This window comes from Bradyrhizobium manausense (genome assembly GCF_001440035.1).
Classification (GTDB): Bacteria; Pseudomonadota; Alphaproteobacteria; order Rhizobiales; family Xanthobacteraceae; genus Bradyrhizobium; species Bradyrhizobium manausense.
The window spans coordinates 485,338-512,230 of sequence record NZ_LJYG01000112.1 but is presented as its reverse complement, the minus strand read 5'-3'; the positions used below and the strand labels follow the sequence as shown (position 1 = coordinate 512,230).

The 26,893-nt window shown below is 63.1% G+C and carries 23 protein-coding genes and 2 pseudogenes; 10 read left to right on the top strand and 15 right to left on the bottom strand.

What is annotated here, in order from left to right; all coding sequences use genetic code 11:
- The 5 genes and pseudogenes from AOQ71_RS49340 to AOQ71_RS38970 all read left to right on the top strand — a co-directional run.
- Positions 1-401, top strand: a pseudogene (locus tag AOQ71_RS49340) (sugar isomerase); the annotation flags it as partial.
- 681 nt (positions 402-1,082) lie between these two features.
- Positions 1,083-1,685: a hypothetical protein gene (locus AOQ71_RS38985; protein WP_157083798.1), complete on the top strand. Its 603-nt coding sequence runs from the start codon at positions 1,083-1,085 to the stop codon at positions 1,683-1,685.
- A gap of 49 nt (positions 1,686-1,734) precedes the next feature.
- Positions 1,735-3,597 (top strand): GMC family oxidoreductase, encoded by a 1,863-nt coding sequence (locus AOQ71_RS38980; RefSeq protein ID WP_057758592.1) that lies wholly within the window; start codon positions 1,735-1,737, stop codon positions 3,595-3,597.
- Between the two features lie 58 nt (positions 3,598-3,655).
- A complete protein-coding gene (locus tag AOQ71_RS38975; protein WP_057758590.1) occupies positions 3,656-4,336 on the top strand; it encodes a DUF2278 family protein in 681 nt (226 codons plus the stop codon).
- 145 nt (positions 4,337-4,481) lie between these two features.
- Entirely contained in the window at positions 4,482-6,248 is a 1,767-nt protein-coding gene (locus tag AOQ71_RS38970; RefSeq protein WP_057758588.1) for a phospholipase D-like domain-containing protein, read from the top strand.
- A gap of 50 nt (positions 6,249-6,298) precedes the next feature.
- Here AOQ71_RS38970 and AOQ71_RS49335 read toward each other — a convergent pair whose 3' ends face one another.
- Together AOQ71_RS49335 and AOQ71_RS49330 are read right to left on the bottom strand one after the other, a co-directional pair.
- Entirely contained in the window at positions 6,299-6,817 is a 519-nt protein-coding gene (locus AOQ71_RS49335; RefSeq protein WP_430648680.1) for an MFS transporter, read from the bottom strand.
- Between the two features lie 99 nt (positions 6,818-6,916).
- Positions 6,917-7,433, bottom strand: a 517-nt coding sequence (locus AOQ71_RS49330) for an MFS transporter (protein ID WP_245317402.1), incomplete at its 3' end; no start/stop codon positions are given.
- Between the two features lie 86 nt (positions 7,434-7,519).
- Here AOQ71_RS49330 and AOQ71_RS38960 point away from each other — a divergent pair.
- The gene (locus AOQ71_RS38960; protein ID WP_057759084.1) at positions 7,520-7,855 is read left to right on the top strand and encodes a hydroxyisourate hydrolase; all 336 of its coding nucleotides are present in this window, start codon (positions 7,520-7,522) and stop codon (positions 7,853-7,855) included.
- On the opposite strand, the gene AOQ71_RS38955 is transcribed toward AOQ71_RS38960, so the two are convergent.
- The 6 genes from AOQ71_RS38955 to AOQ71_RS38930 all read right to left on the bottom strand — a co-directional run bounded on the left by AOQ71_RS38955 (position 7,856) and on the right by AOQ71_RS38930 (position 13,288).
- Positions 7,856-8,671 carry an ABC transporter permease gene (locus tag AOQ71_RS38955; RefSeq protein ID WP_057758586.1) on the bottom strand — a complete coding sequence of 272 codons (816 nt, stop codon included), beginning with the start codon at positions 8,669-8,671 and terminating at the stop codon, positions 7,856-7,858.
- Positions 8,671-9,534 carry an ABC transporter permease gene (locus AOQ71_RS38950; protein ID WP_057758584.1) on the bottom strand — a complete coding sequence of 288 codons (864 nt, stop codon included), beginning with the start codon at positions 9,532-9,534 and terminating at the stop codon, positions 8,671-8,673. The genes AOQ71_RS38955 and AOQ71_RS38950 overlap by 1 nt, the downstream gene beginning before the upstream one ends.
- Before the next feature lie 15 nt (positions 9,535-9,549).
- Positions 9,550-10,596, bottom strand: a complete 1,047-nt coding sequence (locus tag AOQ71_RS38945; RefSeq protein WP_057758582.1) for an ABC transporter substrate-binding protein — start codon at positions 10,594-10,596, stop codon at positions 9,550-9,552.
- Positions 10,597-10,626: 30 nt separating this feature from the next.
- The gene (locus tag AOQ71_RS38940; protein WP_057758580.1) at positions 10,627-11,721 is read right to left on the bottom strand and encodes an ABC transporter ATP-binding protein; all 1,095 of its coding nucleotides are present in this window, start codon (positions 11,719-11,721) and stop codon (positions 10,627-10,629) included.
- Between the two features lie 107 nt (positions 11,722-11,828).
- Complete coding sequence (locus tag AOQ71_RS38935) at positions 11,829-12,578, bottom strand: aspartate/glutamate racemase family protein (RefSeq protein ID WP_057758578.1); 750 nt, start codon at positions 12,576-12,578, stop codon at positions 11,829-11,831.
- A gap of 2 nt (positions 12,579-12,580) precedes the next feature.
- On the bottom strand, positions 12,581-13,288 hold the full coding sequence (locus AOQ71_RS38930; RefSeq protein ID WP_057758576.1) for a GntR family transcriptional regulator: 708 nt from the start codon (positions 13,286-13,288) through the stop codon (positions 12,581-12,583).
- A gap of 205 nt (positions 13,289-13,493) precedes the next feature.
- Here AOQ71_RS38930 and AOQ71_RS38925 point away from each other — a divergent pair, with 205 nt between their 5' ends.
- Positions 13,494-14,234, top strand: a complete 741-nt coding sequence (locus AOQ71_RS38925) for a maleate cis-trans isomerase family protein (RefSeq protein ID WP_057758574.1) — start codon at positions 13,494-13,496, stop codon at positions 14,232-14,234.
- Between the two features lie 274 nt (positions 14,235-14,508).
- Positions 14,509-16,308 (top strand): ATP-dependent zinc metalloprotease FtsH, encoded by a 1,800-nt coding sequence (ftsH, locus tag AOQ71_RS38920; RefSeq protein WP_205668304.1) that lies wholly within the window; start codon positions 14,509-14,511, stop codon positions 16,306-16,308.
- 77 nt (positions 16,309-16,385) lie between these two features.
- Here the strand turns inward: ftsH and AOQ71_RS38915 are convergent, their stop codons facing one another.
- The 7 genes from AOQ71_RS38915 to AOQ71_RS38885 all read right to left on the bottom strand — a co-directional run bounded on the left by AOQ71_RS38915 (position 16,386) and on the right by AOQ71_RS38885 (position 23,769).
- Positions 16,386-16,724: a hypothetical protein gene (locus AOQ71_RS38915; RefSeq protein WP_057758570.1), complete on the bottom strand. Its 339-nt coding sequence runs from the start codon at positions 16,722-16,724 to the stop codon at positions 16,386-16,388.
- 503 nt (positions 16,725-17,227) lie between these two features.
- Positions 17,228-18,025, bottom strand: a complete 798-nt coding sequence (eutC, locus tag AOQ71_RS38910) for an ethanolamine ammonia-lyase subunit EutC (RefSeq protein WP_057758569.1) — start codon at positions 18,023-18,025, stop codon at positions 17,228-17,230.
- Positions 18,025-19,422, bottom strand: coding sequence for an ethanolamine ammonia-lyase subunit EutB (locus tag AOQ71_RS38905; RefSeq protein ID WP_057758567.1), 1,398 nt, complete (start codon positions 19,420-19,422; stop codon positions 18,025-18,027). The genes eutC and AOQ71_RS38905 overlap by 1 nt, the downstream gene beginning before the upstream one ends.
- Positions 19,423-19,433: 11 nt before the next feature.
- Entirely contained in the window at positions 19,434-20,258 is an 825-nt protein-coding gene (locus AOQ71_RS38900; protein ID WP_057758565.1) for an ABC transporter permease, read from the bottom strand.
- A gap of 6 nt (positions 20,259-20,264) precedes the next feature.
- Positions 20,265-21,485 carry an ABC transporter permease gene (locus tag AOQ71_RS38895; protein ID WP_057758563.1) on the bottom strand — a complete coding sequence of 407 codons (1,221 nt, stop codon included), beginning with the start codon at positions 21,483-21,485 and terminating at the stop codon, positions 20,265-20,267.
- A gap of 65 nt (positions 21,486-21,550) precedes the next feature.
- Positions 21,551-22,612, bottom strand: a complete 1,062-nt coding sequence (locus tag AOQ71_RS38890; protein ID WP_057758562.1) for an ABC transporter substrate-binding protein — start codon at positions 22,610-22,612, stop codon at positions 21,551-21,553.
- The gene (locus AOQ71_RS38885) at positions 22,609-23,769 is read right to left on the bottom strand and encodes an ABC transporter ATP-binding protein (RefSeq protein WP_083514796.1); all 1,161 of its coding nucleotides are present in this window, start codon (positions 23,767-23,769) and stop codon (positions 22,609-22,611) included. Before AOQ71_RS38885 ends, AOQ71_RS38890 begins: the two co-directional genes overlap by 4 nt.
- Positions 23,770-24,072: 303 nt before the next feature.
- On the opposite strand from AOQ71_RS38885, the gene AOQ71_RS38880 reads away from it, so the two are divergent.
- Together AOQ71_RS38880 and AOQ71_RS38875 are read left to right on the top strand one after the other, a co-directional pair.
- The gene (locus tag AOQ71_RS38880) at positions 24,073-25,458 is read left to right on the top strand and encodes an aminotransferase-like domain-containing protein (protein ID WP_057758560.1); all 1,386 of its coding nucleotides are present in this window, start codon (positions 24,073-24,075) and stop codon (positions 25,456-25,458) included.
- A gap of 6 nt (positions 25,459-25,464) precedes the next feature.
- A pseudogene (locus tag AOQ71_RS38875) lies at positions 25,465-26,711 on the top strand (NAD(P)/FAD-dependent oxidoreductase).
- Positions 26,712-26,893: the final 182 nt, after the last annotated feature.

Below are 26,893 nucleotides of genomic sequence, written 5' to 3'. Positions count from 1 at the left end.
AGCCGTTCCGGCTGTTTCTTGTTTTCAACGAGCTGATCGACGCCGAGCGTCGCAAAGTGGAAGGCTTGGCGCCCGCTTATATGATCGATCAGTCGCACAATGTGACCGATCCGATCGAGAGCCTGATGCAATCGGCAATCGAGTTGCAGCGCGCCTATGCACAGGCTCTGATCGTCGATCGCGCCGCTCTTGAAGCGGCGCAGGAGGCGAACGATGCGCTCGGCGCGCATCTCGAATTGAAACGTGCCTTCACCACCGATGTCTCGCCGCTCCTTGCTGTCGCCCGCATGCGGGCCGGCGGGGCTATCGCACCAATTGCCGCCTATCGCGCGTCCAGCTACCGGGCGAGAAAGGCGAGCGAACGTCCCAGCGCGGGCGGGACTTCGGCAGGCATCGTCTAGGAAGGTGATCTCTCGATCTCAGGAAGGCCGGAAGCGCGGCTTGGCGGGAGGGATCATCCCAAGCCGGAGTTCGGCAGGGATTCGCCCCCTGCCGCCACATTTGTTGCACTTGGGCGGGAAGATGCGCCGTCCTGGTCTTTTCGAGTGCTTCGCCGGCTGAGATCCTGTGCCGCTACACGCGTCTCACCGCACCTCTGTTTTGGGCGCCTTCATGCGTCGGTCCAATCTGGCTGGGCGGCAGCTCGCAACCCGAATTTCGCTGAGGCGAACACGCGACGAGAACGAGCGTCCAGCCGCCATCCCATCGCTAAGACCGACATTGCCAATGCAACGAATGGTTGAACTCTTTGCATTGCATCGGTCACGCTGCCTGTCCTATCAACCAAATCAACTTTGAATCAGATCCGTCCGAGCGTTGAAGTTTGCCTTTTCGAGCCGGCGTGCATGCGAGGCAGAACGTCAAAAATACACTCCAATCTGTGGCCTACTTCACCATCGGAACGACAGGAATGGTGTGTTGTGGTCGACGTTAGCACCTCGGGCTTCACCCGTGTAACGTGTGGGCGATGAAAAAAGCCAAGTGAGCGAACCTCGCTCTTGCGTTGAATACCCTGTCAAGAGTAACTTGCGTAAGCGGATTGATTTTCTCATTTTCCAGTCTGTTTTGGCGGAGGCATTGCAATGAGCCGATCTGCTTCAGACGTACCTTCCAGCCATTCTGTCATTGCGATCGATCGAAGACATCTGCTTCAAGGCGTAGCGATCACGGGCCTTGCGGTGGCCGGAAACGCTTTCCTCGCCCCGGCGGTCCAGGCAAACATCTGGGAGGAGGGCGAAGCCCAGTGCCATGTCTCGGCTCCTGAACAGGCCCTCGGCGACGATCTCGACGACCTGCTTGCCGATTTCATGAAGGTCTCGCGAACACTCACGGGCATGCCGCTTGCGTCACTGCACGAAAGTCGCCTCGGCCGCGAGTATCTCGTGCGATTCGCCAAATTAAACGTCCCAGCGATCGATGTTCGCAAGCTGATTGCGGCGAATGCCGACACCGCGGACGCCATCATGAACAACAAGGATATTCGGGCCGCTGCGGAGCAGCTGATCTATCTTTGGTATCTGTCCGCATTCTTCCTGAATACGACCGTCGGTCCCGCGTGGGTCTACGGCACGACTGATCAATACGAGCAAGGAATAATTTGGAAGGTCATTGGTGCGCATGCACCGATGATGCCGATGAAGCCCTTCCAGCCAAATTACTGGGCCAAGGCCCCTCGTCTGGCCTAGTCACGATTGCATTAACGGCCTGCAGATTTTCCGAGCGAAGGGGGAGTGCATGGCGACCAGGATTTCTCAACCCGAATACGACGTCATTATCGTTGGCTCAGGGGTGAGCGGCGCGCTCATCGCGAATCAGCTCGCGCGAAAGCAACTTCGCGTCCTGATCCTGGAAGCCGGCGGCGTCGCACGCGAATCGATTGGCCGTTATGAGCTGTTGTCCGCCTACGCGGCTTCGACGTCCAAGGCGACGGACAGTCCGTATTGCGGCGACAACATCCTTGCCACGCAGCCGGATCCTCGCAATACGAATGCGCCGGATACGTCGAACTATCTCTATTATCCGCCGCAGTATTCCGGCGACATGTTCAAGAGCTTCTACGAGCGGATCGTCGGAGGAACGACCTGGCACTGGCAGGCGATCTATGTCCGCATGCTGCCGACTGATTTCAAGCTCAACAGCACCTATCACGTGAAGCAAGCCGTGGATTGGCCCATCGGCTATTCAGACATCGAGCCTTACTACGTTCGGGCCGAGGAGGAGATGGGCGTATCGGGAAGCATGGACGACTTCAGGAGACCTCGCTTCCACAACCCGATGAGCAAGCCTTACCCGATGCCTCCGCTTGCGCAGAGCTATGTCGATCAGCAGTTCAAAGAGGCTATTGACGAAGAATACATGGATGCGCGGCTCGAAGGGGCCCCCATGCCGATGAAGCGGGAAATGATCTCGCTGCGGCCGACACCCGTTCCGCATGCGATCAACTCGCAACCGTATGACGGCCGCCCGGTTTGCGACGGCCGCACGTCTTGCGTACCGCTATGCCCGATCAAGGCTCGGTATGAAGCGGTGTTTCATGTCGAGAAAGCCCTTCGCGCCGGAGCAACGCTGCGAAAGCAGGCTGTCGTTCGCAATCTCGATTTCGACAGCGAAGGAAAGCGGGTGGTTGGCGTCCACTATTTGAACTGGGTCTGGCAGGAGGATTCGACCAAGCCGGAGGAGAACGGCAGGAGGGCCGTCGTCTCGGAAGGTTACGCGACAGGTCGCATCGTTGTGCTGGCGGCTCACGGCATTGAAAATCCGATGATCCTGTTGCGCTCGAATGCGGCGCGCTCCTGCGGTCCGGTCCTGGGCGGCTATCTCATGGATCATCCGATGAAGCAGTCGTTTGCGCTGGCGAAAGCGCCCGTCTTTCCATACAGGGGACCGCAGACCACCTCGCACATCGAGGGTTTCCGCGACGGTGCATTCCGTGAGGTCTACGCGTCCTTCAAATGCTCGATCAAGAATGATGGCTGGGCCTCCACCATCGCGAGCTGGCCGCGCGGCAGCGGTCGGTTTCCTTCGACGGCGCAGGGCGATTGGCTGCCGGGAAGTATCGTCAACCTCGTGAGGGATTTCGGCTACGCGGGGACCAAGCTGAAGGAGACGCTGGCAAAGCATGCGACCCACCAGATTACGCTGAATAGCGCATGCGAGCAGCTGCCCATTCTCGAAAACAGGGTCAGCCTTGCGCCCGCTGACAAGAAAGACGACCTCGGTCTTGAGCGACCGCAGATCGCCTACAAAGTCTTCGACAATGACGGCGGCTATGTCGAGCGCTGCTTCCACAAGATCATCCAGTTCCACAACAAGGTCTTCGATCATATTGGCGTCACGCATCGCTTCATGATGGACGACCAGCCGACCTTCAAACTGTTCCTCGGCTCCGGTCACATCATGGGGACGACCCGGATGGGAACGGATCGAACGAAAGCTGTCGTGGATCCTGAATGCAGGGCATTTGACCACCCCAACCTGTTCGTTGTCGGCAGCAGCGTCTTTCCGACTGGGGCGAATGCCAATCCGACGTCGACTGTCGCAGCTCTGGCGCTTCGAGCGGCCGATTCGATCGAGAGGCAGCTTAGATCGGGCAGCTGAGGTCCTGGACGTCTGCGATTTGGTTCGTTGACTGCATCATCTGAAGCGGAGAGCTGCAATGCCCCACAAGCGCAGGAAGCCGCCAGGCGCGGTTCGTCATTATGGTGTCCTGGTCGGCTCAGTCGTGGACGGCTTTGAGAGCCCGGATGGAGCTTCCCCCCACTACGAGATCAGGGTGGATGGCGGGGGGGACTATCGGATCGCCGTCAATGTCAGGTCAGTCGATCAGAGCGAGGTGCTGGCTTATTTTGACGACCAATTCCAGCAAGCCGGTACGTTGGACCTCGCGCCCTATCTCAACGGCGATCCCGGCTTTCAGGCGCTGCAGACTGGCCCGTCTGGCTCCGGGGGCCTCGACTATCTACGCGACGATCTCTTCCCGATCGATGCGATGCAGCCGATTCCTCCGGCGGGCAGCGGCGTTTCGCTCAAAAACCTGCTCGATGCCAATATTGAACGGGCGAAAGCGGACCCAAGCGCCATGGTGGTGGCCTTTGGCGAATTTTTCGAGGACGCGGGGCAGGTCGATAAGTATTTTGGCTTTCAACCCGAGAGGGGGATTCATGACATTCACATGATGCAGGGCAATCGCGGGCAATTCGCGAGCGACAACCGGGTTCACGGCGACGGAGCGCTGTTCTTGTCTTTCAACAGCGGCCAGGAAATTGTTGCCCTCTTTGTGCGCTTCCAGACTCAATCTCTTCAGACGGACGATCGCACCGGCGACCCAATGGGTTAGGCGTGCGGCTCGGGCACAGGCGGTCTTTCCAGCACTCGGCATCATCAATTCGCTGTGCTCTCGGGTATCCCCGAGAGCATCAAATCTCTGGCGCTCAAGGAAGTTGGTCAACGCCGCAGCTCAGTCATTCGCGAGGACGTGCACTATGAAGACGACCGGTAGATTTGCGGCGCAGGAGATCGATCAAACCATTCGGAAGAACCTGGCAAAGTTGCGCAAGCCGGGTGTGCTGACCGTCCGGCCCGGCTTCGAGATCGCGGGTAATCAGTTGACCGGCAAGCAAGCTATCGTCGTAACTGTGCATACCAAGAAGAGCCCGGCGGATATCGCCCGTGGCGATCTACTGCCGACGAAACTCGGAAAATTCCCCGTCGACGTGCGCGAGGCCAGCGCGCATCAACGTCTCCGCGTCGTCGACCCCGCGGCCGCGGTCCTGAGCGAACTCCACGCCCGGCCGGAGGAAAAAGCACCGACCTGGCCGCTGGAGCGCGAAATGCCGAGTGGAAAGCTGCTCGACGATCCCGCCAGCGACACGCAGACGGCGTTCGCGCTGTCCAGGACGACGCAACCGGCCATCCATGAAGCGATCTCCGCGCACGCGACCAAGCAAGCGCTGCAATATTCACCGCCGGCCGGGGCTCCCGCGCTCGATCGACGCCAGCTCAACACCACGATCACTGTGGCGGTGAGCCCGGATGCAGGCTACGTGACCCTGTCAAAGTTTCTGACCGCGACACAGCATTCACTTGTGGTGGGGATGTATGACTTCACCTCCGGATCCCTGCTCGCCGATTTCCTGGCTGACCTCACGGGTCAAAAGACGTTGCAGATGGTTCTCGATGACCCTGCACCCAACGAGACGCGTGACCAGCTCGATTCGGCGACCGTGCAGGATCTCAGGGCGGGCCTCGGGGGCCGTGCCAAGATCGCCTGGGCCCTGAACGACAAGGACCCGTTTGTGACCGCGTTCATGTTTCCCTTTGCTTACCATATCAAGGTGATCGTCCAGGACGACCAGCGGTTCTGGCTGTCGAGCGGCAACCTGAACAACAGCAATGAGCCGAATCCAGCCCGGCCGCGGCCGGTGACTGAAGATCGCGACTGGCACGTCATCATCGAGGACAAGGCTCTTGCGCAGCTCTTTGCCTATTACCTGAACTACGATTACGGGCAGGCCATCCTGCATCAAGCCCCGAATGCGGTTGCCTTCGAAACAACGATTGCGGACGCCCGCGCCAAGAAGGCGGCGCACGCGAATCCGCCGCCCATCACGCCCGCGCAAGCGAAGAAGAAGCCGGTTGCGGCCAAGACCTTCGCCAACAGCGCGCTTGCGATCACGCCGTTGTTGACACCTGACCTGCTGCCCAATGGTCACCCGCAATATCTCACGAACATCATGAATCTGATCGAGAACGCCAAGACGTCGATCGACATCCAGCTTCAATACATCGAGTCGTCCAAGGGAGACGGAAGCGTGTACGAGCAGCTGCTCCTGGCAATCGCGAACAAGATCGCGGAAGGCAAGAAGGTCAGGCTGATCGAGAGTGCCCGATGGGGGCTGCCATGGGTCGAAAAGATGAAAACGACTGGCGTCGACCTGACGGCGAATATCAGCCTGCAGCCTGACGTGCACAACAAGGGCTTCGTGATCGACTCCCAGATCGCCGTGGTCAGCAGCCAGAATTTTTCGCCGTCCGGCGTCCAGACCAATCGCGATGCCGGCGTCATCCTCGAACATGCGGGCATCGCCAAGTACTTCGAGACCATCTTCCTCTCCGATTGGCAGAAAGCCAAACCGGCGATGGCCGCGTCGGCTGCTGGCGGACGCAAGAAGGGCGCGGGTGCGAAGGGCTCCGGCAAGCGAAGCGCGACACGCAAAGCGAATACCGGGGGGAGACGAACGGCGCATTAGCGGGACGTGGTCAGCGCCGCAAGACGCCGATACGACGCGCGTGGCGCGCGCTATTGACCTGCTTTGCCGTGATCTCCCCAGATCAGAGCCAATGTGCCGCACAGCGCAAGGCCCGCCAAGGCGAAGAAGGCCGCGCCGAGACTGGCAGCGCCGTCCAGGATCGAGACCACGGCCGGCGCGGCCAGCAGGCCCGCATAGGATGCAGTCAGAACCGCTCCAGTGGTCTCGCCGACCCTGTCCTGCGGGGCGAGGCGGGCAATCTCGGCAACGAAAACGCCGTTCCAGCCCGACGCCGTCAGGCCGAACAGGGCAGCAATGGCGAACTGTCCGGTACGGCCAAGCGAGGCGCCGTCGAGGCCGAGCAGCGCGGCGCAGAAGGCCATGCCGAGGCCGATAACGACGAGTACCGCGCGGGAGGCGTTGAGGCGCATCGCGACAAAGCCCCAGCCGAGACGGCCGATGAGGCCGCTGGCCTGCGCGCAGGCCAGCGCCATGCCCGCCTCAATATGGTTGAGGCCAAGCTCGCGCGTGCCGAGCGTGACGAAAACCGTGTTGAGCGACACCTGCATCGCGCTGAATGGCATCGAGGCCAGCGCCAGCGTCGCGATCCGCCGGTCTGACGTGACCAGTGCCAGTCGCCCGCGGAGATCGAGTTCTGGCGGCGGGGNCCTTGCCGGCATAGGCCGGCCGCAGCCACTCATACAGCAGGATCGCAATCAGCGCGCAGGCGCCGACCGCCGCATAGCACCAGGCCGGTCCCAGCGAGACCGCGACCGCTGGCAGCGCCAGCGAGCCGCAGACGGCGCCGATCTGGTTACCCGTCTGGCGCACCGAGAACACGAAGGCGCGGCGTTCGGTGGTCACGAGCCGCGCCAGCAGCGCTGCGCTGGCCGGCGTCTCCGGTCCGAACGCGAGGCCGAGACAGAGGCCTGCGGCGAGCAGGGCGGCCGTCGTGCCGAACGCGGCCAGCGCCATGCTGATCACGATCGCCACCGCACAGAGGCTTGCGATCCGGAGCGAGCCCATCCGGGCAATAAGGCCGCCACCCCAGAACGAGGCGGGAATGCCGATGGTGAAAACCGCGCAGGAGAACAGCGAGAGTTGCCAGACCTCGATATGGGCGCGCGGCGCGACCACGCCCGGCGCAAACAGGGCCAGCGCCACCAGCGCCTGGAGCGAGGTCATCGCGCCCAGGGCCAGCAGCAACGCGGACGCTGGCCGAAGCTGTGTGTTTGCGTCTACCATGGCGCCGCGCTCACGGGAGGGACATGGTGGCAGGCGGTATTTCCATTCACGCGGTCGATGTGGCAAGCGGACGGCCCGCGCAAGGGCTGCGCGTTGAGATCTGGCAGATCGATCCGGACTCCGCGCGTATCGCCGACGGGCGGCTCGGGGCCAATGGCGTACTCGATCATGCCGTCGCACAAGGCGCGGGCGTAACCGCGGGCGAGTACGAGGTGCTGTTTCATCTCGGCGAATTCTTTGGCGACAGCGAGGGCTTCCTGACCGTGACGCCATTTCGCTTCCGTATCAAGGATGTCAACGAGCATTTTCATCTGCCGCTGAAATTCACGCGCTGGGGTTTTGCGCTATTCCGCGGCGCCTGATTAGTTCGTCAGCCGCCGCGACAGGCCGGTGACGCGCTCCATCACCGCGACCAGCGCGACGGTGGCAATGATCAGCACACCCGACAACGCGGCGATGGTCACATCCAGCTTCCCCTCGAGGTCCTGCCACATCCGGATCGGCAGCATATCGGTCGCGGCATCGCGCAGGAACAGCGAGACCGGCACGTTGTCGAATGACGACATGAAGGCGATGAAGGCACCGGCGATGATGCCCGGCCGGATCAGCGGCAGCAGGATTCGGCGGAACGTATAGAGCCGGCTCGCGCCCAGCACCGCCGAGCTTTCCAGCAGTGTCGGCTCCAACTGGGCAAGTGCGGCGACCGTGTTGCGCACGACATAGGGTACGCAGACGACGGTGTGGCCGATCACCAGGGTCAGCGGCGACACCGGCAGGCCGACCAGCGAGAATAGCATCAGAGCCGCCAGACCAAAGGCCAGCGCCGGCAAGACCAGCGGCGACATGAAGAGGGAATCGAGCAGCCGCACCGATAGCGTTCGCGACCTCGAGATTGCGAGCGCCGCCGCGACGCCGAGGATGACGGAGAGGCCCGTGGCCCACAACGCGACGACAAGGCTGTTCTTGGCCGCGAAGTGAAGCTGCCAGGCGTTCCACAACTCCGCGTACCAGCGCAGCGAATAACCCGGCGGCGGGAATTTGAGCGAGAAGCCGCTGGTGAAGGACACGATCAGTACCACCAGCGAGGGCGCGATGATGATAACAAGCGCGATGACCGCGATGACCGTCATGACGAACTCGAAGCTGAGCGCCTCAAGAGTGCGTTTGCGCCCGCTCATCAGGCACCTCCATAGCCGCGCGACAGGCGGCCGAGCGTGGTAAAAACGGACACGACCGCGAGCACGGCGAGCAGGAAGATGATCGAGATTGCTGCCGCAAACGGCCAGTTCTGGAGCGTGGAGGCCTGCTGATAGAGATACATCGGCATGAACAGCATCTGGCCGCCGCCGATCAGCGACTGGGTGATGAAAGCAGTGATGGCCGCGGCATAAGTCAGTGTGCAGCCGGCGATCACGCCGGGCAGCGACAGCGGCAGCACGATCCTGAAGAAGGTGCGCCAGCTACCGGCGCCGAGCGAGCAGGAGGCATCATCGAGATTGGGGTCGATCCGGCCCAGTGCGGTGATCAGCGGCAGCGTCATCAGAGGCATCTGCACCTGCGCCAGCGCGATCACCACGCCGAACTGGGTGTAGAGCAGCTTGAGCGGCGTATCGATGATCCCAAGGGACTGTAGTGTCGCGTTGACGATGCCTTGGCGACCCAGGATCACGATCCAGGCGAAGGTGCGAACCACGACGCTGGTGAGCAGCGGCAGCAGCACGATCAGGATGATGATGGTTTGCAGCTTTGGTCCAACGCGCTGATACAGCCAGGCGATGGGAAAGCCGAGCAGGAGGCAGACCGCTGTGACTTCGGCCCCTAGCAGCAGCGTCGAGCCGAGCACGCCGAGGCTGAAGGGATCGGTGAGGAAGTGCAGGTATTGGCCGAGCCCCCAATGGAGCCCGGCCGTATCGTTATGGAGCGAGAGCCAGAGCAATTGCAGCAGCGGCGCGACGAAGAACAGCAGGAAGAACAGCGCCAGCGGCGCTGCCAATCCCATTCCGTAGGACGTGACGTCCCGTGATGCCGGAGCTGCGCCCATGGTTTTGAGCCTGTCCTAGATCTTGATCTCGCGGTTGAAGCGCTCGATCCATGCCGAGCGCTGCTCGTTGATCTTTTTCCAGTCCTGGAACACGAATTTCTGCTTCAGCTCCGCGGTGTCCTTGGCCAGCACGCGCGCGATCTCGCCGCCCATTGTCACCTTGGAATTGGTCGGGACGATCAGATAGGGCGGGTTCATCAACGTGGTCTGCACCTCGGGCGTCAGCGCCGCCTCGATCAGCTTGAAGGCCAGCTCGCGGTTCGGCGAGTTCTTGACGATGTGGATCGTGGTCTTGAAGGCGATGGCGCCTTCTTTCGGCGCGACGAACTCGACCGGCACGCCGCGCGCTTTCAGGATCTGGATGGCGTTGAAATTGCCGGGCGAGATGTCGATCTGGCCCTGCTGGAACAGGGTCGCGAGCGCACCGGGATTGGCGGCGACCGCGGCGAGATTGGGCTTGAGTTCCTCCAGCGCCTTGAAACCCGGATCGACATTGGCTTCCGAACCGCCGCGCATCTTGGCGATCTCGACCAGCCAGCCGGTGCCGAGCGTCGAGTTGAGATTGGTGATGCCGACACGCCCCTTGAATTCCGGCTTCCAGAGATCAGCCCAGGATGTCGGCGGCGTCTTGATCGCCTCGGGATTGTAGGTGAGGCCGACCACCTGGAAGAACGGCGCGGGACCCATCGGCTCCTGCGCCTCGGCGATCAGGTCCTTGTAATGGGCGCTCTTCTCGACCGGATAGGGCTCGGCGAGGTCCTGGCCGATCGCGACGAGCGCAGGGCCGGGATCGTGCAGCATGACGTCGATGGGCGGGTTGGCCTTGGCCGCGTTGATCTTCGCGATCTGGTCGACCGAAAGCATGGGGTCGAGCACGATCGCCGCATCGGCGTTGGCCTTGCGGAAGGCCGGCACCAGCACGGCTTTGTGCGCTTCTTCCCAGCTTCCGGTAAAGGTCGCAAATACCAGCGGGCGTGCCTGGGCGAAGCTCAGTCCGGGAAACGCCTTCATGGCTCCGAGGGTGAGGGCGGTGGTCATCAGGCTGCGGCGGTTGAGGATCATGTCGAACTCCGTTGTGGACAATGACTGGAACTAAAGCGTCGCGGGAAAGGCATTTGCGAGCGAGGGGGCGAGCGGTGCGAGGCGCACGGCCGCGCCGCTCGCCAGGGCGCGCGTCTCGCCGATGCGCGCCTGGGAGACCTTTACGCCGGAGCCATCGGCAGTGGTGACCTCGTGGACGACGGTGGCACCTAACGGCAGCGACATGCCGACCACGCCGGCAAACCCCGACGCGTCGCCGACAAACTGCAGATGCTCGGGCCGGATGCAGACGGTGACGCGGGCGCCCTCGGTGAGGCTGCCCGCCGCCGGCCGGGCGATGATCTCCGCGCCTGCGTCGAGACGCACTTTTGCGGCCGTGCGATCTGCGGAGACCACGACACCGGGCATGCGGTTGGTGGAGCCGACAAACGTGTTCACGAACAGGGTCTGCGGCCGGTCGTAGACATCGGACGGTGAGCCGAACTGCTCGAGCTTGCCGTGGCTTAGCACCGCGACGCGGTCGGCCATCGACAGCGCCTCTTCCTGGTCGTGGGTCACGATCAGCGTGGTGATGCCGGACACGCGCTGCAGCCGCTTCACCTCGATCTGCATGTCCAGCCGCAGATTCTTGTCGAGTGCGGCAAAGGGCTCGTCCAGCAGCAGGATCGACGGCTTGATCGCGAGCGCGCGGGCAAGGGCAACGCGCTGTTGCTGGCCACCGGAGAGCCGTCTTGGCAGACGCTCCGCCATGGTCGGCAATTGCACCAGCTCGAGCAGGCGTTGTGCCTCGCGCTGGCGCGATGTCTTGTCGACGCCGCGTGCGGCCAGTCCATAGGCGACGTTCTCGCTGATCGAGAGGTGTGGGAACAGCGCATAGTTCTGGAACACAATGCCGACGGCGCGCTTGTTCGGCGGCAGCGCGTCGACGATGTCGTCGCCGATGATGATGCGTCCCTGCGTCTGCGCGATGAAGCCGGCGATGATGCGGAGCAACGTGGTCTTGCCGCAGCCGGACGGACCGAGCAGCGCGATGATCTCGCCACCCTTGATATCGAGATTAATGTTCTCGACCGCAAGCGCGCCGCTCGGATAGCGGTGGGTGACGGCGTCGACGACGAGCGAACGGCCGCCTTGCGCTTCAGCCATGATGGTAGCTCCGGTTTCGTCGAGAGAGAAAGCAAGTCGCAAGCCTTGGAATGCCGGCTCGGCGATTCAAAACGGATTGAGCTTCTTGCATCGCCGCCGGGGCCTCCTTAGCTGTCGCGCCGCTCGAGCCGCGCGGCGAGCGCGTCGGCAAGACCGATGGTCGGTTTGGCGGCCGGCCGGCGGAACGTGCCTGCGGTCGCCTTGCGCAGCCGCAGCGCTACCACCGCCTCGGCCTGCTTCACGGCGGCGACGACCTGGTCGACCACAGGAACGGGGATCCTGTCGGCCACGCGCTCGGCAAGGCCGGAGAGCGGCGCGCCGGCAAAGATCAGAACGTCGGCCTCATCTTCGATGATGGTGCGCTGCGCCAGCTCAACGAGCACATCTTCCTTCTCGCCGCCGACATCGGAGATGGCCTGAAACGGCGTGTCGAGCATGCGAATGCTGGCGCAGCGTTCTCGCAGGCCATGGTCGCGCACGCATTCCTCGTACCAGGGGCCGAGCGCTTGCGCGAAGGTCACGATTGCAAATCGGCGCCCAGCCATACAGGCCGACAGCATCGCGGCTTCCGCAAGACCGATCACGGGAATGTCGAACGTCTCGCGCGCAGCGAACAGGCCGGGATCGCCGAAGGCGGCGATGATCGCGGCGTCGACCTTGCGATGCTGCTCGGCCAGCATTTCCAGCACGATAGCGCCGCCGATCTGCGCCTCGGTGCGCGTTGCGATATAGGGCACGCCGCGGGGCGCGGTGCAGGGGATGAGCTCGGTGCCGGGGGCGGCTGCGCGCTGCCCGACCTCGGTCATCAACTGCGTGACCGGGGTGCTGGTGTTGGGGTTGAGCAGCAGCAGCTTCATGGTCAGGCCGCCGTCAGCTTGGTTTTGGGGACAAGAGTCTCGAGCAGTGCGATGCCGGTCTGACGGACATGGGCGCCGAGCAGGCGTCCTGCGGCCTCGCCGTCCCGTACTTCGAGTGCGGCGAGAATATTGGCGTGCTCTTCGACCGAATTGCTCCAGCGCTTGTCGGCGCCCAGCGCGAGATAGCGCGCGCGCTCGGCCCGGGAGATCAATGTCTCGTGCGCCTCACGGAGCGGCGCGTTGCGGGCCATGCGGACGATGGTGTTGTGTATCTCGCCGTTGATCGCGAAATATTCGTCGAGCTTGCCGTTGCGATGATGACCTTCCATGCGGGTCTGGAGCGTGCGCAGGCGGGCAAGATCTCGTTCGCTGGCGCGCTCCGCGGCGAGCTCTGCCGCGAGCCGCTCGATGCCGGCGAGCGCTTCGAATAGCTCCGAGATAGTCTCGACTGCGATGTCGGCGATGCGCGGGCTGCGATTGGGGCGAAGCTCGATCAATCCTTCAGCCGCGAGCACCTTCATCGCCTCGCGCAGCGGAGTGCGCGACACGCCAAGCTCCTTCGACAGTTTTGTTTCCTGGGTCTGCGATCCCGGCGGGAGCTCACCGCGAATGATCATCGTCCGCATCCGCGCGGCAGCGCGCTCGTGCAGGCCCATCCTCTTGAGTTTGGGCGACTTTCGTCCCGGGTTCGGATCGGATCTGTGCTGCACGCGGGGACTTCCTGTTGCGCCCGATCCTAGCGATTCCCTGTCAAATCAGGTGCTCAAATAGGAGACGTATGTGGCTCAAAACACGTGCTTATCGAACAAATTGTATGCAGCATGCAAATTGCCGGTTGCGCGGACGCAAGGGGATGCGGATGATCCTTTGCAGCGAGCGCGGATGCGCTTCGCCACAACGGAGCGATCGTGATCGATGTCAGTTTTGCGCAAGCGCCTCGGCATGATCACGCCGTCCTCCAACTCGGTGCTCGAGCCGGTCACGAGCGCGATGCTGCATGATGTAACCGACGTCACCGCGCATTTCTCGCGCTTTCGCGTCACCGAGATTGCGCTTGATGCTGCCGCGCTAAGTCAGTTCGATGTTTCGGTGATGTTGCCTGCGGCGGACTTGCTTGCCGATGCCAAGGTCGATGCCGTCGCCTGGAACGGCACCTCCGCAAGCTGGCTCGGCATCGACAGGGACAGGAGCCTATGCAAGGCGATCACGGCGCGCACAAACGTGCCGGCGACGACTTCGACGCTCGCCTGTATCGAGGCTGTCCGCGCGCTTGGCGCCAAACGTGTCGCGCTCGTCTCGCCCTATACGGACGACGTGCAGCGGCGGATCGGCAATGTCTGGGCCGGGGAGGGCATCGCACCGCATGCTGAACGGCATCTCGGCTTGCGCGACAATTTTTCCTTCGGCGAGGTCGCTCCCGCTGATATCGCCGACATGGTCCGCGCGGTCGCGGCGCAGGGGGCCGACGCCGCCGTCATCCTCTGCACCAATCTCGACGGCGCGGCGCTTGCGCCCGCACTCGAACGCGAGCTTGATATCGCCGTCCTCGATTCCGTCGCGGTCACGCTATGGCGAACCCTCGGTCTCGCCGGCGGCGACATCACGGCGCTTGCGTCGTGGGGGCGCATCTTCCAGACATCCGCCATGATGAGGTGACGGAGAGATCTGTAACACAGCCCGACCCCGCCATTCGCCGCGGTCGCATCGTCATCATCTCGGACCGCGTCGAGGGCGGGTTCGAAGCCCCAGATATCGATCACACCGTTCTGCACGGTCGCATTCAAATTGAACGTATGAGCCCATGGTCGGCGGCCGAGTTGACCTGAATCAATCCGACGCGGCCATCTCCCGTTACCAATTGAGTGCGAGCTGATGTTGATGGGAGGAGCAGGTGGAGGCAGGTCAAGGGTCGCGAAAGCAGACCATCGTGATGGCCATCATCTTCGCAGGCAGTATGTTGCTCGTCGCCCTGCAATTCCTTGTCGCAACCTATAATTCGATCGAGACCATTCCTTACAGCCAGTTTGAGCAGCTGCTCGCCCAGGAAAAGATCGCAGAGGTCTCCGTGGGACCGGATAGCATCCAGGGAAAGCTGAAGGAACAACTCCCGAGCGGAAAGTCCGCGTTCGTCACCGCGCGGGTTGATATGGTCCTGGCCGATAAGCTCGCGCAGAAGGGCGTGAGCGTCACTGGCGTTCCCGGGAGCGGCGCATTGCAAAGCCTGCTATCCTGGATCTTCCCGATCGTGGTCTTTTTCCTGATCTGGTACTGGATCGGGCGCGGCATGACCGGCCGGCAGGGATTCGGCGGACTCATGGCGATTGGTAAGTCGCGTGCCAAAGTCTATGTCGAGAAGGACATCAAGGTGACTTTCGCCGACGTCGCCGGGGTCGATGACGCGAAATTCGAGCTGCAGGAGGTGGTGTCGTTTCTAAAGGATCCCGGCAGCTACGGCCGACTGGGTGCGCATGTGCCGAAGGGCATCCTATTGGTGGGACCGCCCGGAACCGGCAAGACGTTGCTGGCCCGCGCTGTCGCCGGCGAGGCTGGCGTTCCGTTCTTCTCGATTTCGGGCTCCGAGTTCGTCGAAATGTTCGTCGGCGTCGGCGCCGCGCGCGTGCGTGACCTGTTCGAGCAAGCCCGCAAGGCAGCCCCATGCATCATCTTCGTCGACGAGCTCGACGCGCTTGGACGTAGCCGTGGACCGCTGTCGTTGTCGAGTCATGATGAGAAGGAGCAGACCCTCAACCAGCTCCTGTCCGAGCTTGACGGCTTCGATCCGAGCGTCGGCGTAATCCTGTTGGCGGCAACCAATCGCCCCGAAATCCTGGATCCCGCGCTGTTGCGGGCAGGACGGTTCGACCGGCAGGTCCTTGTCGACCGGCCAGACAAGACGGGGCGCATTGCCATTCTCAGGGTGCACGTCCGCAAGATCCGGATGGGTGAGCTAGTTGATCTGGAGAAGGTAGCTGGCCTCACAACCGGCTTCACGGGGGCTGATCTTGCCAATCTCGTCAACGAGGCCGCGATAGCCGCGACCCGGCGGGGCGCTGGCGAGGTCTCTTTCGCCGATTTCGTCGCCGCGATCGAGCGGATCGTTGCTGGAGTGGAAAAGAAGAGCAGGGTGCTCGGCAAGGAGGAGCGGCGTAGGGTTGCATATCACGAGATGGGCCATGCTCTCGTGGCTGCGAGCCTGCCGGGGGTCGATCCGGTGCAGAAAGTATCGATCATCCCGCGTGGAATCGGGGCGCTGGGGTACACCATTCAGCGTCCCACCGAAGACAGGTTCCTGCTGACCATCGAAGAGCTGAAGAACCGGGTCGCGGTGCTGATGGGTGGACGTGCGTCGGAGCGCCTGATTTTCGATGGTGCGATTTCGACCGGGGCCGCCGACGATCTTCAACGTGCGACCGAAGTGGCCATTGAGATGGTGACCAAATACGGCATGGACGAGACGGTCGGGCAGCGCACCTATGCCCCCAAGCCCCAGGCATTTCTCGCGGCCCAGGATACGGTCGTGACTGCTGCCGAAGCCACCGGCCGCGAGATTGATCTTGCCGTGCGCAATCTGATCGAGGAGGGTGATCGCCGTGCCCGCGATATCCTGCAGCGACGCCGTGCCGACCTTGACGCCGGTGTTGAACTGTTGATTGCAAATGAAACCGTGACCGCGGAGCAGTTTACGCCACTACTCGGCAACAGAGAAACGAACGAGTCCGTTGCTGCCTGATCGCAACCGAGCCGACCATCACCTCCTCAAGAGTTCGCGGCTTGGTGTCGGGTTACCTGCGCGACCTCCGTCAGCTCTCAAGCGGGACCCGATGCGATTCTGTGACGAAGGCGGTGGCAGAAATCATCCAGTACCGTATGAACATTCTCAAGGTGGATCAGGTATCTCTCTGCATTTTCCCGCTCGGATGTGCCGAGGGCGAGAGAATCGCGGCGGGCGGCTGCTTGTGCGACCTGTTGACGGCTCGCTGAAACCTTGGTTTCCGCGAACTCCAGATGCTCGCCGTCCTCGCCGAGCTTGTCGAGCTCAGCAATAAGCAGTGCGATCGTGGTACTTCGGCGCTGCGTCGACAGGCCCATGTCCTTCAAAATCTCTACGTAGTGATCGATGTTTGCCCGGGCGACGTACCTGTGCATGGTCTGCTCCCCCGCGCTGCGCGCAACTGTTAAATGTTACCACTAACGGTGGGTCGGCGAAACGGATCGAGCATCGAAGGGAGTGAACGGCGGTATCAGGATGCGGTTTCGGCTTCTGCCACCTAGGTGATCTTCCTGAGTTGATCTTCGGGCTGGGGAGAGACAGGTCTGTGTCACGGAGCTTCCATGTCCAACATCCTGTTTCGCTGCCCCAACACGGGGATGAACGTGCAACATCCTATCTGCGAGCCTGCCTCGACGCCTGCCGAGGCGGTCGTGGTCGTGCATTGCCCGGCTTGTGCGCGGATTCATTTGATAAATGTGGCGACAGGTGAATTGTCGCGCGATGTCCGGAGCAGATGATGCTCGAGATATCCTTTGATCCCGATTTCCTATGTCGAGGTTCCGAATAGCTTGCGCAATGCCGGGAGCCACTCGCCGGTGATTTTGAACTCAAGCCCGCGCGGAAAGCGGGAGCCGTTCATTGGCTTACCGTGGTTTGCTTACTCGCGAGGCCCGACCAGAGGCATTGCGTCCGCTCCCCGCAAATCGTTCAATTGTACACCCGTCACGGCATGCCTGAAGGCCAGTTCGACCAAGCCGACGATCTGCGCTGCTGCGTCTTCCGGCAGCAGTCCGGCGGGGCGAATATTGGATATGCAGTTTCGGTTCGAATCCATCGTGCCGATTCGTGGCTGCCACGTCATGTAGGCGCCGAGCGAGTCCGCCGCCGACAGACCCGGACGTTCGCCGATCAGGACGACGACCAACCTCGCGCCAAGGGTTTCACCAATCTCGTCGCCGATTGCGACGCGTCCCTGCTCGACCAGAACGATGGGACCGACAGTGAGGCCCTTGGCCAACAACAGCGGTTGCAGATGATCGAGCAACGGCAGCAGGTTGATCTCGACGGCCGAAGCGGAGAGGCCATCGGCGGCGGCGATCGCGACATCGTTGCCCCGCCGCTGGCCTTCGATGGCAAGACGCCCCTCGGGCGAAAGGCGGCGTCCCAGATCCGGGCGGCGCAGATACTCGGCCCGATCGGCCGCAGAGCTCCGGACGGCGATGACGTCCCAGTTCCGCTCGCGAAGCGATCGCCCGAGCGCCTCGCAATCAAGTGCCGCGTGAACCGCGTCACGCGCGCGCGCATGGTCGAGCATGAAGTTGAGGCCCGTCATCGTCGGTTGACCGGAACCGCAACGTCCGAGCGCGATGCGTGCCGGCGTGAAGCGCCGCAGGCCTGCAAGTTTATCGAGCACCGCAAGCTGATCGCCGTCACGGGGAGGGTCGTCGCGTATCATCAGGCTCTCATCGTCTCGATCATCGCAATGGCCGGGCCGATCGCTCCGGATGCTGGCTGCTCGAGCAGGCGACCGTCCGCGTCGGCGAGGCCGACCCGGCTCAGCCAGCTCTCGAACTCCGGCGCGCATCGGCGGCCGAGGGTCTGGCGCGCGTAAAGGATGTCGTGAAACGCCAGGCTCTGATAATTCAGCATGACGTCATCGGCTCCGGGGACCGCGATGACGAAGCTGACACCCGCGGCGCTTAGCAACGTCAGCAGCGTGTCCATGTCGTCCTGATCGGCCTCGGCGTGATTGGTGTAGCAGACGTCACATCCCATCGGCACGCCGAGCAGCTTGCCGCAGAAATGGTCCTCCAGCCCGGCCCGCGCGATTTCCTTGCCATTGTAGAGATATTCGGGACCGATGAAGCCGACCACGGTATTGACGAGCAGCGGGCTGAAGCGCCGCGCGATGGCATAGGCTCGGGCCTCCATCGTCTGCTGGTCAATGCCGAAATGCGCATCTGCGGACAAGGCGCTGCCTTGCCCGGTCTCGAAATACATCACGTTGCGGCCGACCGTGCCGCGCGCCAGCGAAAGCGCGGCATCGTGGGCCTCCGCCAGGACAGACAGGCTGATCCCGAATCCCCGATTGGCTTTTTCCGAGCCGGCGATGGATTGGAAGACGAGATCGACCGGAGCGCCGAGATTGATGGCCTGGATCGCGGTGGCAACATGACCCAGGCAGCAGGTCTGCGTCGGAACGTCGAGGCGTTGGCGGACATCGTCGAGCAGGCTGACGACGCGCACATAGTCATGCAATGTATCTGTTGCGGGATTGACGCCGATGACCGCGTCGCCGACTCCGTACAGGAGTCCGTCGAGCAGGCTGGCAGCAATTCCGCGGGAATCGTCGGTCGGATGGTTCGGTTGCAACCGCGTGGAGAGTCGGCCAGCCAATCCGATCGTGCTGCGGAACGCGGTCACGACGTTGCATTTGGCGGCAACCGCAATCAGGTCTTGCGCACGCATGATCTTGGAGACTGCGGCAGCCATTTCCGGGGTCAGGCCAGGGGCCAGCGCCGTCAGCTGGCTTGTCGTGGTGCGTGTGTCGAGCAGCCACTCGCGGAACGCGCCCACAGTGAGATGGGACACCGGCGCGAATGCCGGGAGGTCATGGCTGTCGAGGATCAGACGAGAGACCTCGTCTTCGTCGTACGGTACGAGATCGACATCAAGGAACGTCTTAAGCGGAAGATCGGCAAGCGCCGTCTGGGCGGCGACGCGCTCGATCGCGCTGTGCGCCGCGATGCCCGCCAGGGCATCACCGGAGCGGGCCGGCGATGCCTTGGCGAGCAGCGTCTTGAGGTCATCAAAGGTCCAGCGTGTGCCGTTGATCGTCGTATGGAAGGACATGCAACAAGGCCTCACTCGGCCGGCAGGCCGGCTTGTCTGGACCGGCGGGCCAGCAGATTGGCAACGATCAGCAACAGGATCGACAGTGCCATCATCAATGTCGCAGCGGCTGTGATCGCAGGGCTCAATTGCTCGCGCAGGCCTGTGAACATTTCGAGCGGCAAGGTGCGTTGCTGGGCGTTGGCGAGAAACTGGACGACGACCACCTCGTCGAATGATGTCACAAAGGCGAAGGCCGCGCCGGACAACACACCTGGCAGGATCAGCGGCAGCATCACCCGGAAGAATCCGGTCAGGGGCCTTGCTCCGAGAATCGATGTCGCCCGCATCAAATTGCGATCGAACCCTGAGAGGCTCGCCCCAACGGTCACGACGACAAAGGGGCTCGCCAGCACGGTGTGGGCGAGGATGATGCCGGCATAGGTATTGGCGAGTCCGAGCCGGGCATAGAACAGGTAAGTCCCGACGGCGGTCACGACGACGGGCACGATGAGCGGCGAGATCAGCAGCGGCACGACAAACCGACGCGCCGGAAATTTCGGGTCCGACAAGCCGATCGCAGTCAGCGTTCCCAGGAAGGTGGCAAGCACGGTCGCACCCGCCCCAATCAGCAGACTGTTGCCGATGGCAGCACGCCAACGCGGTGTGCCGAGCACGACCTCGTACCAGCGTGTCGAAACGCCCGCGAGCGGAAAAGTAAAGAATGATCCGCTGTTGAACGAGAGCGGCACGGGAACGAAGATCGGCACGACGAGGAAGATCAGCACCAGCACGCACCAGAACCAAAGTGCGGCGACGCGGATCCGTTCAGAGGTGGTCGGATAGGGCGACAGCATGGCGCTTCATCCCATCTTGAAGAGGTCGAGACCGAGATAGCGTGTCATCGTCACGTACAGGCCGAGCGTGGAGGCGAGCAGCACGAAGCTGAGCGCCGCCGCCATCTCCCAGTTCAGCTCGACATTGACGTAATTGGCAATGAAGTTGCTGATCAGCTGGTCGCTGGCGCCGCCGACCAGGACCGGTGTGATGTAGTAGCCAAGGCACAGGATGAAGGTGAGCAGACAGCCGGCCAGGACACCGGGCATGACCTGTGGCAGATACACCCTGCGGAACACGGTGAACGGCCGCGCGCCAAGCGATTGAGCGGCCCTGAGCTGCGAAGTCTGCACCGCGCGCATCACGCTATAGATCGGAAGCAGTGTGAAGGGCAGCTGGATATGCGTCATCGCGATGACGAGACCAGTGCGGCTGTACATCAGCTCGAGTCGATCCGATGTCATGCCGAGCCAGAGCAACAGATCGTTGAGCAGGCCGTATTTCTGCAGGATCACGGTCCACGCCGCCGTGCGCACCAGGATAGACGTCCAGAACGGCAGTAACACCAGCACGAGCACGATGCCGGCAATCACCGGCCGCACGTTGGTCATGACATAGGCGAGCGGAAAGGCGAGCGCGAGCGTCGCCAGTGTCACCAGCGTCGCGATCAGGAAGGTCCGGCCGAACACCCGGGTGAACACGGCCTGATCGGCCGGGACCGTGCCGATCGTTCCCTGGTCGGTCCAGCGCAGATCGAACGCACTGAGCAGAAAGAACGAGGTGAAACGGTTGCTCCCCGAGCGGATCGCCGTCCAGCCCTGGTCTTCGCCCAGCAGCGGCGCGGCCTTGATCATCGCCTCCCTGGTGGGTGCCGGATCCTGGCCGGCGAGCCGCGCGAGGCGCAACACCTGGCTGCGCGCGCCGGGCAGGCGGGTGTTGAGCGTCTTGGCGAATTCGTAGATCGCGCCCGCCGCCTGGTCTGTCTTCAGATCGTCCGCCAAGGCGCGGAACACCGGCTCGGCCGGTACGCCGGCGCTGTCATTGCGCAGGGCCGCGATCGTGTGCGGCAGTGCATTGGCGATGGTCGGTTCATAGACCGCGCGCGATAGCAGCAGCACGATCGGCGCGCCGAAGCTGAAGGCGAGCAGAAGCAGCAGCGGTGCGGCCAATGCCAGTGGCCGCAGGCTGTCGCTGCGGTCGGTGGCGCCGGCGCGCGGTTTGACGCCTGACATTGCGATCGACGACATGAACGTCACCTCGTGTGGTCGCTGGCGATCGGGCGGGTTGACCGATCGCGATCTCGCCGCGCTATCTACTGGGCAAGCCAGGCGTTGAAGCGCTTCACCAGGTCCTCGCCATGGTCGCCCCAGAACTCGACATCGCCGACCAGATAGGTCTTCATGTGGTCGGGCGCCGTCGGCAGCTTCGATAGCACCTCCTTGGGCACGAAAGGCGTCGCATCCGCCATCACGGGACCGTAGGGGATGTATGCGCCGAGCTGCGCGCTCACCTCGGGCCCGGCCGCATAGGCGAGATATTTGTAGGCGAGGTCGAGGTTCTTGGCGCCTTTCGGAATCGCAATCATGTCGTATTCGACGATCTGGTTATCCCAGACGATCGCGAACGGCCGCTTGTCCTTGTCGATCGCGTTTTGAATGCGTCCGTTCCAGGCGGTCGTCATCACCACTTCCTTGGACGCGAGCAGTTGCGGCGGCTGCGCGCCGGCCTCCCACCAGACGATGTCCTTCTTGATCGTATCGAGCTTCTTGAAGGCGCGGTCGACGCCGGCGGGCGTCGCCAGGACCTTGTAGATCTCGGCGATCGGCACGCCGTCGGCCATCAACGCCCATTCGAGATTCTGTGCCGGCGCCTTGCGCATGGCGCGTTTGCCCGGAAACTTCTTGGTGTCGAAAATGTCGAGCACCGATGTCGGCGCCTCTTTCAACACGGTGGTGTCGTAAGCAAGGACGTCACCATAGACGTCGATACCGACACCGCAGTCGAGCGCGGTGCCGGGGAGGAACCGCGCGCGATCGGCGACCTTGGCATAGTCGAGGCGGATCAGCACGCCGGCGTCGCAGCCTTGCAGGACAGTCGAAGTCTCGACGGTCACGAGGTCGATCGGCACATTGCCGGTCTCGACCATGGCTTTGATCTTGCCGAGCTCGCCGGTGTATTCCTGCTCGTTGAACGTGATGCCCGTCTTCTTGGCGAATGGCTCAAACCAGGCCTTGCGCAGCGCCGCCTGCCACTCACCGCCGGTTGCCATGACGGTGAGCTCTTCGGCGCTGGCGGGCCGGATCTGCGAGGTCATTCCTGCGCTTGCCAGGACAGGTAATAAGGCAACCAAGGTCGTCCGGTAGATCAACTTCATGTCACGCTCCCTGTGTTCGGAGTGTTGCCGTCTGGAGCTGCGCCCGCCGGAAAGGCCCGGCAGTCAATCGTGCGCCAGCTCAGATCGATGGTTTCGCCCGTCGCCATCGCAGCGTCGGGGCTGACCTTGACGGTCAGCACTTGTCCGCCCGGCAGGCGCGCGAGCAGGCGTTGATGGTCGCCGTGATAGATTCGGCCCTCGACAATGGCCTTGAAGCGGTTGTTCGCCGGCTCGCCGCTGCCTGCGATGCGCTCGGGCCGGATTGCCAGCTGGACCGCGGTGCCGGGACTGATGCCGCCGATCGCCATGGCGGATGTCGTCAGTCCCGCCGGCAGCGCGACCAGGCATTGATCGCCGTCGACGCGTTCGACGACGCCATCCAGCGCATTGTTCTCGCCAATGAAGCCGGCGACGAAGGCGGTCGCAGGCTCGTTGTAGAGCGCATCGGGCGTACCGATCTGGGCGATGTTGCCGCTCTCGAAGATCGCGACCCGATCCGACATCGTCAGCGCCTCGCTCTGGTCGTGCGTGACGTAGACGATGGTGACGCCGAGCATTTCGTGAATCTGCTTCAGCTCGATCTGCATGTGCTCGCGCAGCTTCTTGTCGAGCGCGCCGAGCGGCTCGTCCATCAGGACGAGGGTCGGCTGGAAGACAAGCGCGCGCGCCAGCGCGACGCGCTGCTGCTGTCCGCCGGAGAGCTGCGTCGGCTTGCGGTCCTTGAAGCGCTCCAGCTTGACCATCTCGAGCGCGCGGATGACTCGCGGCCCGATCTCGGCCTTCGGCGCCTTGCGCACCGAGAGCGGGAAGGCGACGTTATCGGCCACGCTCATATGCGGAAACAACGCGTAGTTCTGGAACACCATGCCGATGTTGCGCTCATAGGGCGGCAGGCGGTCGACCGATTTGCCGTCGAGCGTGATCACGCCCTGGCTCGGGCGTTCGAAGCCCGCCAGCATGTTCAGGGTCGTTGTCTTGCCGGAGCCCGACGGCCCGAGGAAGGTGAGAAACTCGCCGCGGCCGATGCTCAGATTGAGCCGGCGGACGGCGTGAAAATTTCCATAGTTTTTTTCGACGTCGATGAATTCGACAAACTTGGCGTCGGCCCGGGCCGCCGACCCCGTTCTTCCGCCGGCCAAGGCTGCCGGCCGGTCCATTGCAGAGAGGGCGCTCTCGGTCAACGCTTCGCGAAACGACGTGCTTTGTCCCGATAAAACCATCGCTCGACCTCCAGGGCGCCCCGCCGCAGTTATGTGGTCAGACAATACGATATTGAGTGACCGTATAATGCGGCAATTACACCGTCAAGCGGATCATATGATGCAATTTATGGCAGACATTATGCCATATAATAGGCTTGCGAAGCCTGTTGGTAGGCATACAAGTCAGATTGTCTGGTCCTTTTCTCCATGATAAGAAGGCTTTGCTGACGATAAGAACGTCCGGGGCGCCAAGCCGCAATGCTCGAAAATCTGGAATTGCCGAACAACGATCGACCAATTTATCAGCGTTTGGCGGATGCCATCGGTGAGCGAATTGCACGCGGAGAGCTGGCAGAAGGCGATCGTTTGCCACCGCACCGGGAAATTGCGCGCCTGCTCGGCATCAATGTCACGACCGTCACGCGGGCCTTCTCTGCGTTGCAGCAGCGAGGACTTGTGGAGGCGCGCCCTGGCCGCGGGACCCTTGTCGCGGGTAAGGAGACGGAGGAGGGCGGCTTCAAATCGGCTCCCAGCGATGAGGCCGGCTTGATCGATCTGTCCGTCAACAGGCCGGCCACGTCGGCCTATCGCGAAGCGCTCGCGCTGCTGCTCCCGCACATCGCAAAAGATCGCAGGTTCAGCGCCTTGCAGGACTACCATCCTCCTGAGGGTCCTGAATGGGCGCGCGCCGCGGTCGCCGAGTGGCTCGATGGCGTCGCGGGCGACGGTGATGCAGGCCGCGTCGTGCTGACCGATGGCGCTCAGCATGGCCTTGCCTGCGTGTTGCGTGCCCTGACGCAGCCCGACGATGTCGTGCTTGCCGATTCCATCACCTATCAAGGCATCAGCGCGTTGTGCCGGTCACAAGGCGTCGACCTGCGTGGGGTGTCGATCGACCGCGAGGGCATGCGGCCCGACGCATTCGAGGCCGCCTGCGCGACCCTGCGTCCGCGCGCGGTTTTCCTGGTGCCCACCCTGCATAATCCGACCACGGTCACCTTGAGCGAGGAGCGTCGCCGCGCGCTTGCCGCGATCGCGCGCCGCCATAACGTGCTGATCATCGAGGACGACGTCTACCGTCCATTGCTCGATCGCGCCGTCCCGTCCTTCGCAGCGCTGGAGCCCGAACTCACCGTCCATATCAGCGGCCTGTCGAAATGCATTGCGCCGGGCCTGCGTTATGGATTCGTCGTCGCGCCGCGTGCGGTGCTGGGCAACGTCGCAGCAGCGCTCCGGATCGATTGCTGGAGCATCAGCCCGCTCACCGCGCTGATCGCCACCATCCTGCTGGAGGAGGGAGCTGCGAGGCGCATCATCGACGTTCAGCGCGAGGAGCTGCGTCGGCGGCAGGCCATTTTGCGTGAAGCGCTTGCGGCCTTCGATGTCCAGTCGCAGGAGACGTCGCCGCATGCCTGGCTGCATTTGCCCGAACCCTGGCGCGGCGCGGCGTTCGCCCGTGCCTGCCGTCAGCGCGGCGTCGGCGTGCTACCGGCGGATGCGTTCGCCGTCGGACGCGAGACGCTCGCCCATGCGGTGCGGATCAATGTCGGCGCAGCACCGTCTTCAGGCGAATTGCGCCAGGCGCTTGCGATCATGGCCGACCTGCTCAATGCCGGTCATTTCGAAATCTCGGGCGCGGTCTGAGGCATTGTGGCCGAATTGATCAAAACGGACGTCGCGATCGTCGGTGCTGGGGTCATCGGGCTTGCGATCGCGTTTCGGCTGGCGGACGTCGGCCGTGACGTCGTCGTCATCGATCCCAACGAGCCCGGCTCGGGAGCCTCCTACGGCAATGCCGGGACATTTGCCCCCTATGCCTGCGCACCGGTCGGCAACCCCGATGTTATCAGCAACTTGCCGAGCCTGCTTGTTGGCGCTGACAGCCCTCTCTCGGTGAGGCTGGCCGCCATGCCCGCGCTCGTGCCGTGGCTGTCGCGCTTCCTTTGGCAATCCATGCCTGCCCGCGCGCGCCGCAATGGACACGCGCTCGCGGGCCTGCTGAAAGAGGCGATGCCGGCATGGCGCGAACTTGCCGAGCAGGCACAGCTCGCGGATCTGCTTCGCTATGAAGGCTGCCTCTATCTTTATCGCGGGAAAATGCCCCGGGACGACAGCGAGTGGGGAGCCCGGCTGCGCAACGAGCTTGGCGTGCGGCAGCAGCGATTGACTGCGGATGAGGTCGCGCGGCTCGAGCCGGCGTTGCCGCGCGCAGCCGGCGGCATTTTCTTTCCCGATGCCGCCCATACCGTCGATCCGGCCGCACTGACCGGGCGGCTGGCATCCGCGGCCGCGGCGAAAGGCGCCGTGTTCGAACGCGCGCGTGTCGACCGGCTGCAACCGCAGGAAGGAGGCCGCATCCATCTGGTATGCGGCGACCGCGCCATCGAAGCGCGTAGTGTTGTCCTCGCCGCTGGCGCGTGGTCCCGCGATCTCGCCGCGCAAGCCGGGGACGACATCCCGCTCGACACCGAGCGCGGTTATCACATCGAATTCGCGATGGATGCCTGCCCGATCAAGCGGCCGGTCAGTCCGGTCGATCTCGGCTTCTATCTCACGCCGATGGCGGGCCGCTTGCGGGTTGCGGGAACGGTCGAGCTCGGCGGCCTGGAAGCGCCGATCAATCCGAACCGGATCGCGCTGCTGGAGCGCGGCGTCCGCGGGATTTTCCCGGACCTTGGACCGGTTCAGTGCGATGGCTCGGCTTTCGTCCTTCGCTTCCGGATTCGCTGCCCGTCATCGGACCCAGCCGGCGCCTTCCCAACCTGATCCACGCCTTTGGACATGGACATCTCGGCTTGACCCTGGCCGGTGTCACGAGCCGTGTCGTCGCAGGCCTCATCGAGAGGCGAAACGACGTTCCGAGCCTCGAAGCCTTCCGGAGCGGTCGGTTTGGTTGAGTGGTCGGTCGAGGAGCACTTTCGTTCGATGGGATGATGAGAAAGTCAGCCCGGTCGAGTGTCGGCATGCAAGCCTGCTTCGAGCGTGACCGGGCGCGCCGCCTTTACCGCTGGCGCGCGCCCAGGTCGCCGCCAAATACATCACACGACCCCGACGCTGCGTTAGATGGGGCGACGGTTCA

Bases quoted from the DNA above. Each gene is read 5' to 3' on its own strand.
- ftsH (WP_205668304.1), top strand. From the start codon at position 14,509: ATGGCCATCATCTTCGCAGGCAGTATGTTGCTCGTCGCCCTGCAATTC.
- AOQ71_RS38970 (WP_057758588.1), top strand. From the start codon at position 4,482: ATGAAGACGACCGGTAGATTTGCGGCGCAGGAGATCGATCAAACCATT.
- AOQ71_RS38915 (WP_057758570.1), bottom strand. From the start codon at position 16,724: ATGCACAGGTACGTCGCCCGGGCAAACATCGATCACTACGTAGAGATT.
- AOQ71_RS38895 (WP_057758563.1), bottom strand. From the start codon at position 21,485: ATGTCGTCGATCGCAATGTCAGGCGTCAAACCGCGCGCCGGCGCCACC.
- AOQ71_RS38940 (WP_057758580.1), bottom strand. From the start codon at position 11,721: ATGGCTGAAGCGCAAGGCGGCCGTTCGCTCGTCGTCGACGCCGTCACC.
- AOQ71_RS38935 (WP_057758578.1), bottom strand. From the start codon at position 12,578: ATGAAGCTGCTGCTGCTCAACCCCAACACCAGCACCCCGGTCACGCAG.
- AOQ71_RS38905 (WP_057758567.1), bottom strand. From the start codon at position 19,422: ATGTCCTTCCATACGACGATCAACGGCACACGCTGGACCTTTGATGAC.
- AOQ71_RS38980 (WP_057758592.1), top strand. From the start codon at position 1,735: ATGGCGACCAGGATTTCTCAACCCGAATACGACGTCATTATCGTTGGC.
- AOQ71_RS38885 (WP_083514796.1), bottom strand. From the start codon at position 23,769: ATGGACCGGCCGGCAGCCTTGGCCGGCGGAAGAACGGGGTCGGCGGCC.
- AOQ71_RS49335 (WP_430648680.1), bottom strand. From the start codon at position 6,817: ATGCAGGTGTCGCTCAACACGGTTTTCGTCACGCTCGGCACGCGCGAG.
- AOQ71_RS38950 (WP_057758584.1), bottom strand. From the start codon at position 9,534: ATGGGCGCAGCTCCGGCATCACGGGACGTCACGTCCTACGGAATGGGA.
- AOQ71_RS38985 (WP_157083798.1), top strand. From the start codon at position 1,083: ATGAGCCGATCTGCTTCAGACGTACCTTCCAGCCATTCTGTCATTGCG.
- AOQ71_RS38900 (WP_057758565.1), bottom strand. From the start codon at position 20,258: ATGCTGTCGCCCTATCCGACCACCTCTGAACGGATCCGCGTCGCCGCA.
- AOQ71_RS38925 (WP_057758574.1), top strand. From the start codon at position 13,494: ATGTCAGTTTTGCGCAAGCGCCTCGGCATGATCACGCCGTCCTCCAAC.
- AOQ71_RS38975 (WP_057758590.1), top strand. From the start codon at position 3,656: ATGCCCCACAAGCGCAGGAAGCCGCCAGGCGCGGTTCGTCATTATGGT.
- AOQ71_RS38955 (WP_057758586.1), bottom strand. From the start codon at position 8,671: ATGAGCGGGCGCAAACGCACTCTTGAGGCGCTCAGCTTCGAGTTCGTC.
- eutC (WP_057758569.1), bottom strand. From the start codon at position 18,025: ATGATACGCGACGACCCTCCCCGTGACGGCGATCAGCTTGCGGTGCTC.
- AOQ71_RS38890 (WP_057758562.1), bottom strand. From the start codon at position 22,612: ATGAAGTTGATCTACCGGACGACCTTGGTTGCCTTATTACCTGTCCTG.
- AOQ71_RS38880 (WP_057758560.1), top strand. From the start codon at position 24,073: ATGCTCGAAAATCTGGAATTGCCGAACAACGATCGACCAATTTATCAG.
- AOQ71_RS38945 (WP_057758582.1), bottom strand. From the start codon at position 10,596: ATGATCCTCAACCGCCGCAGCCTGATGACCACCGCCCTCACCCTCGGA.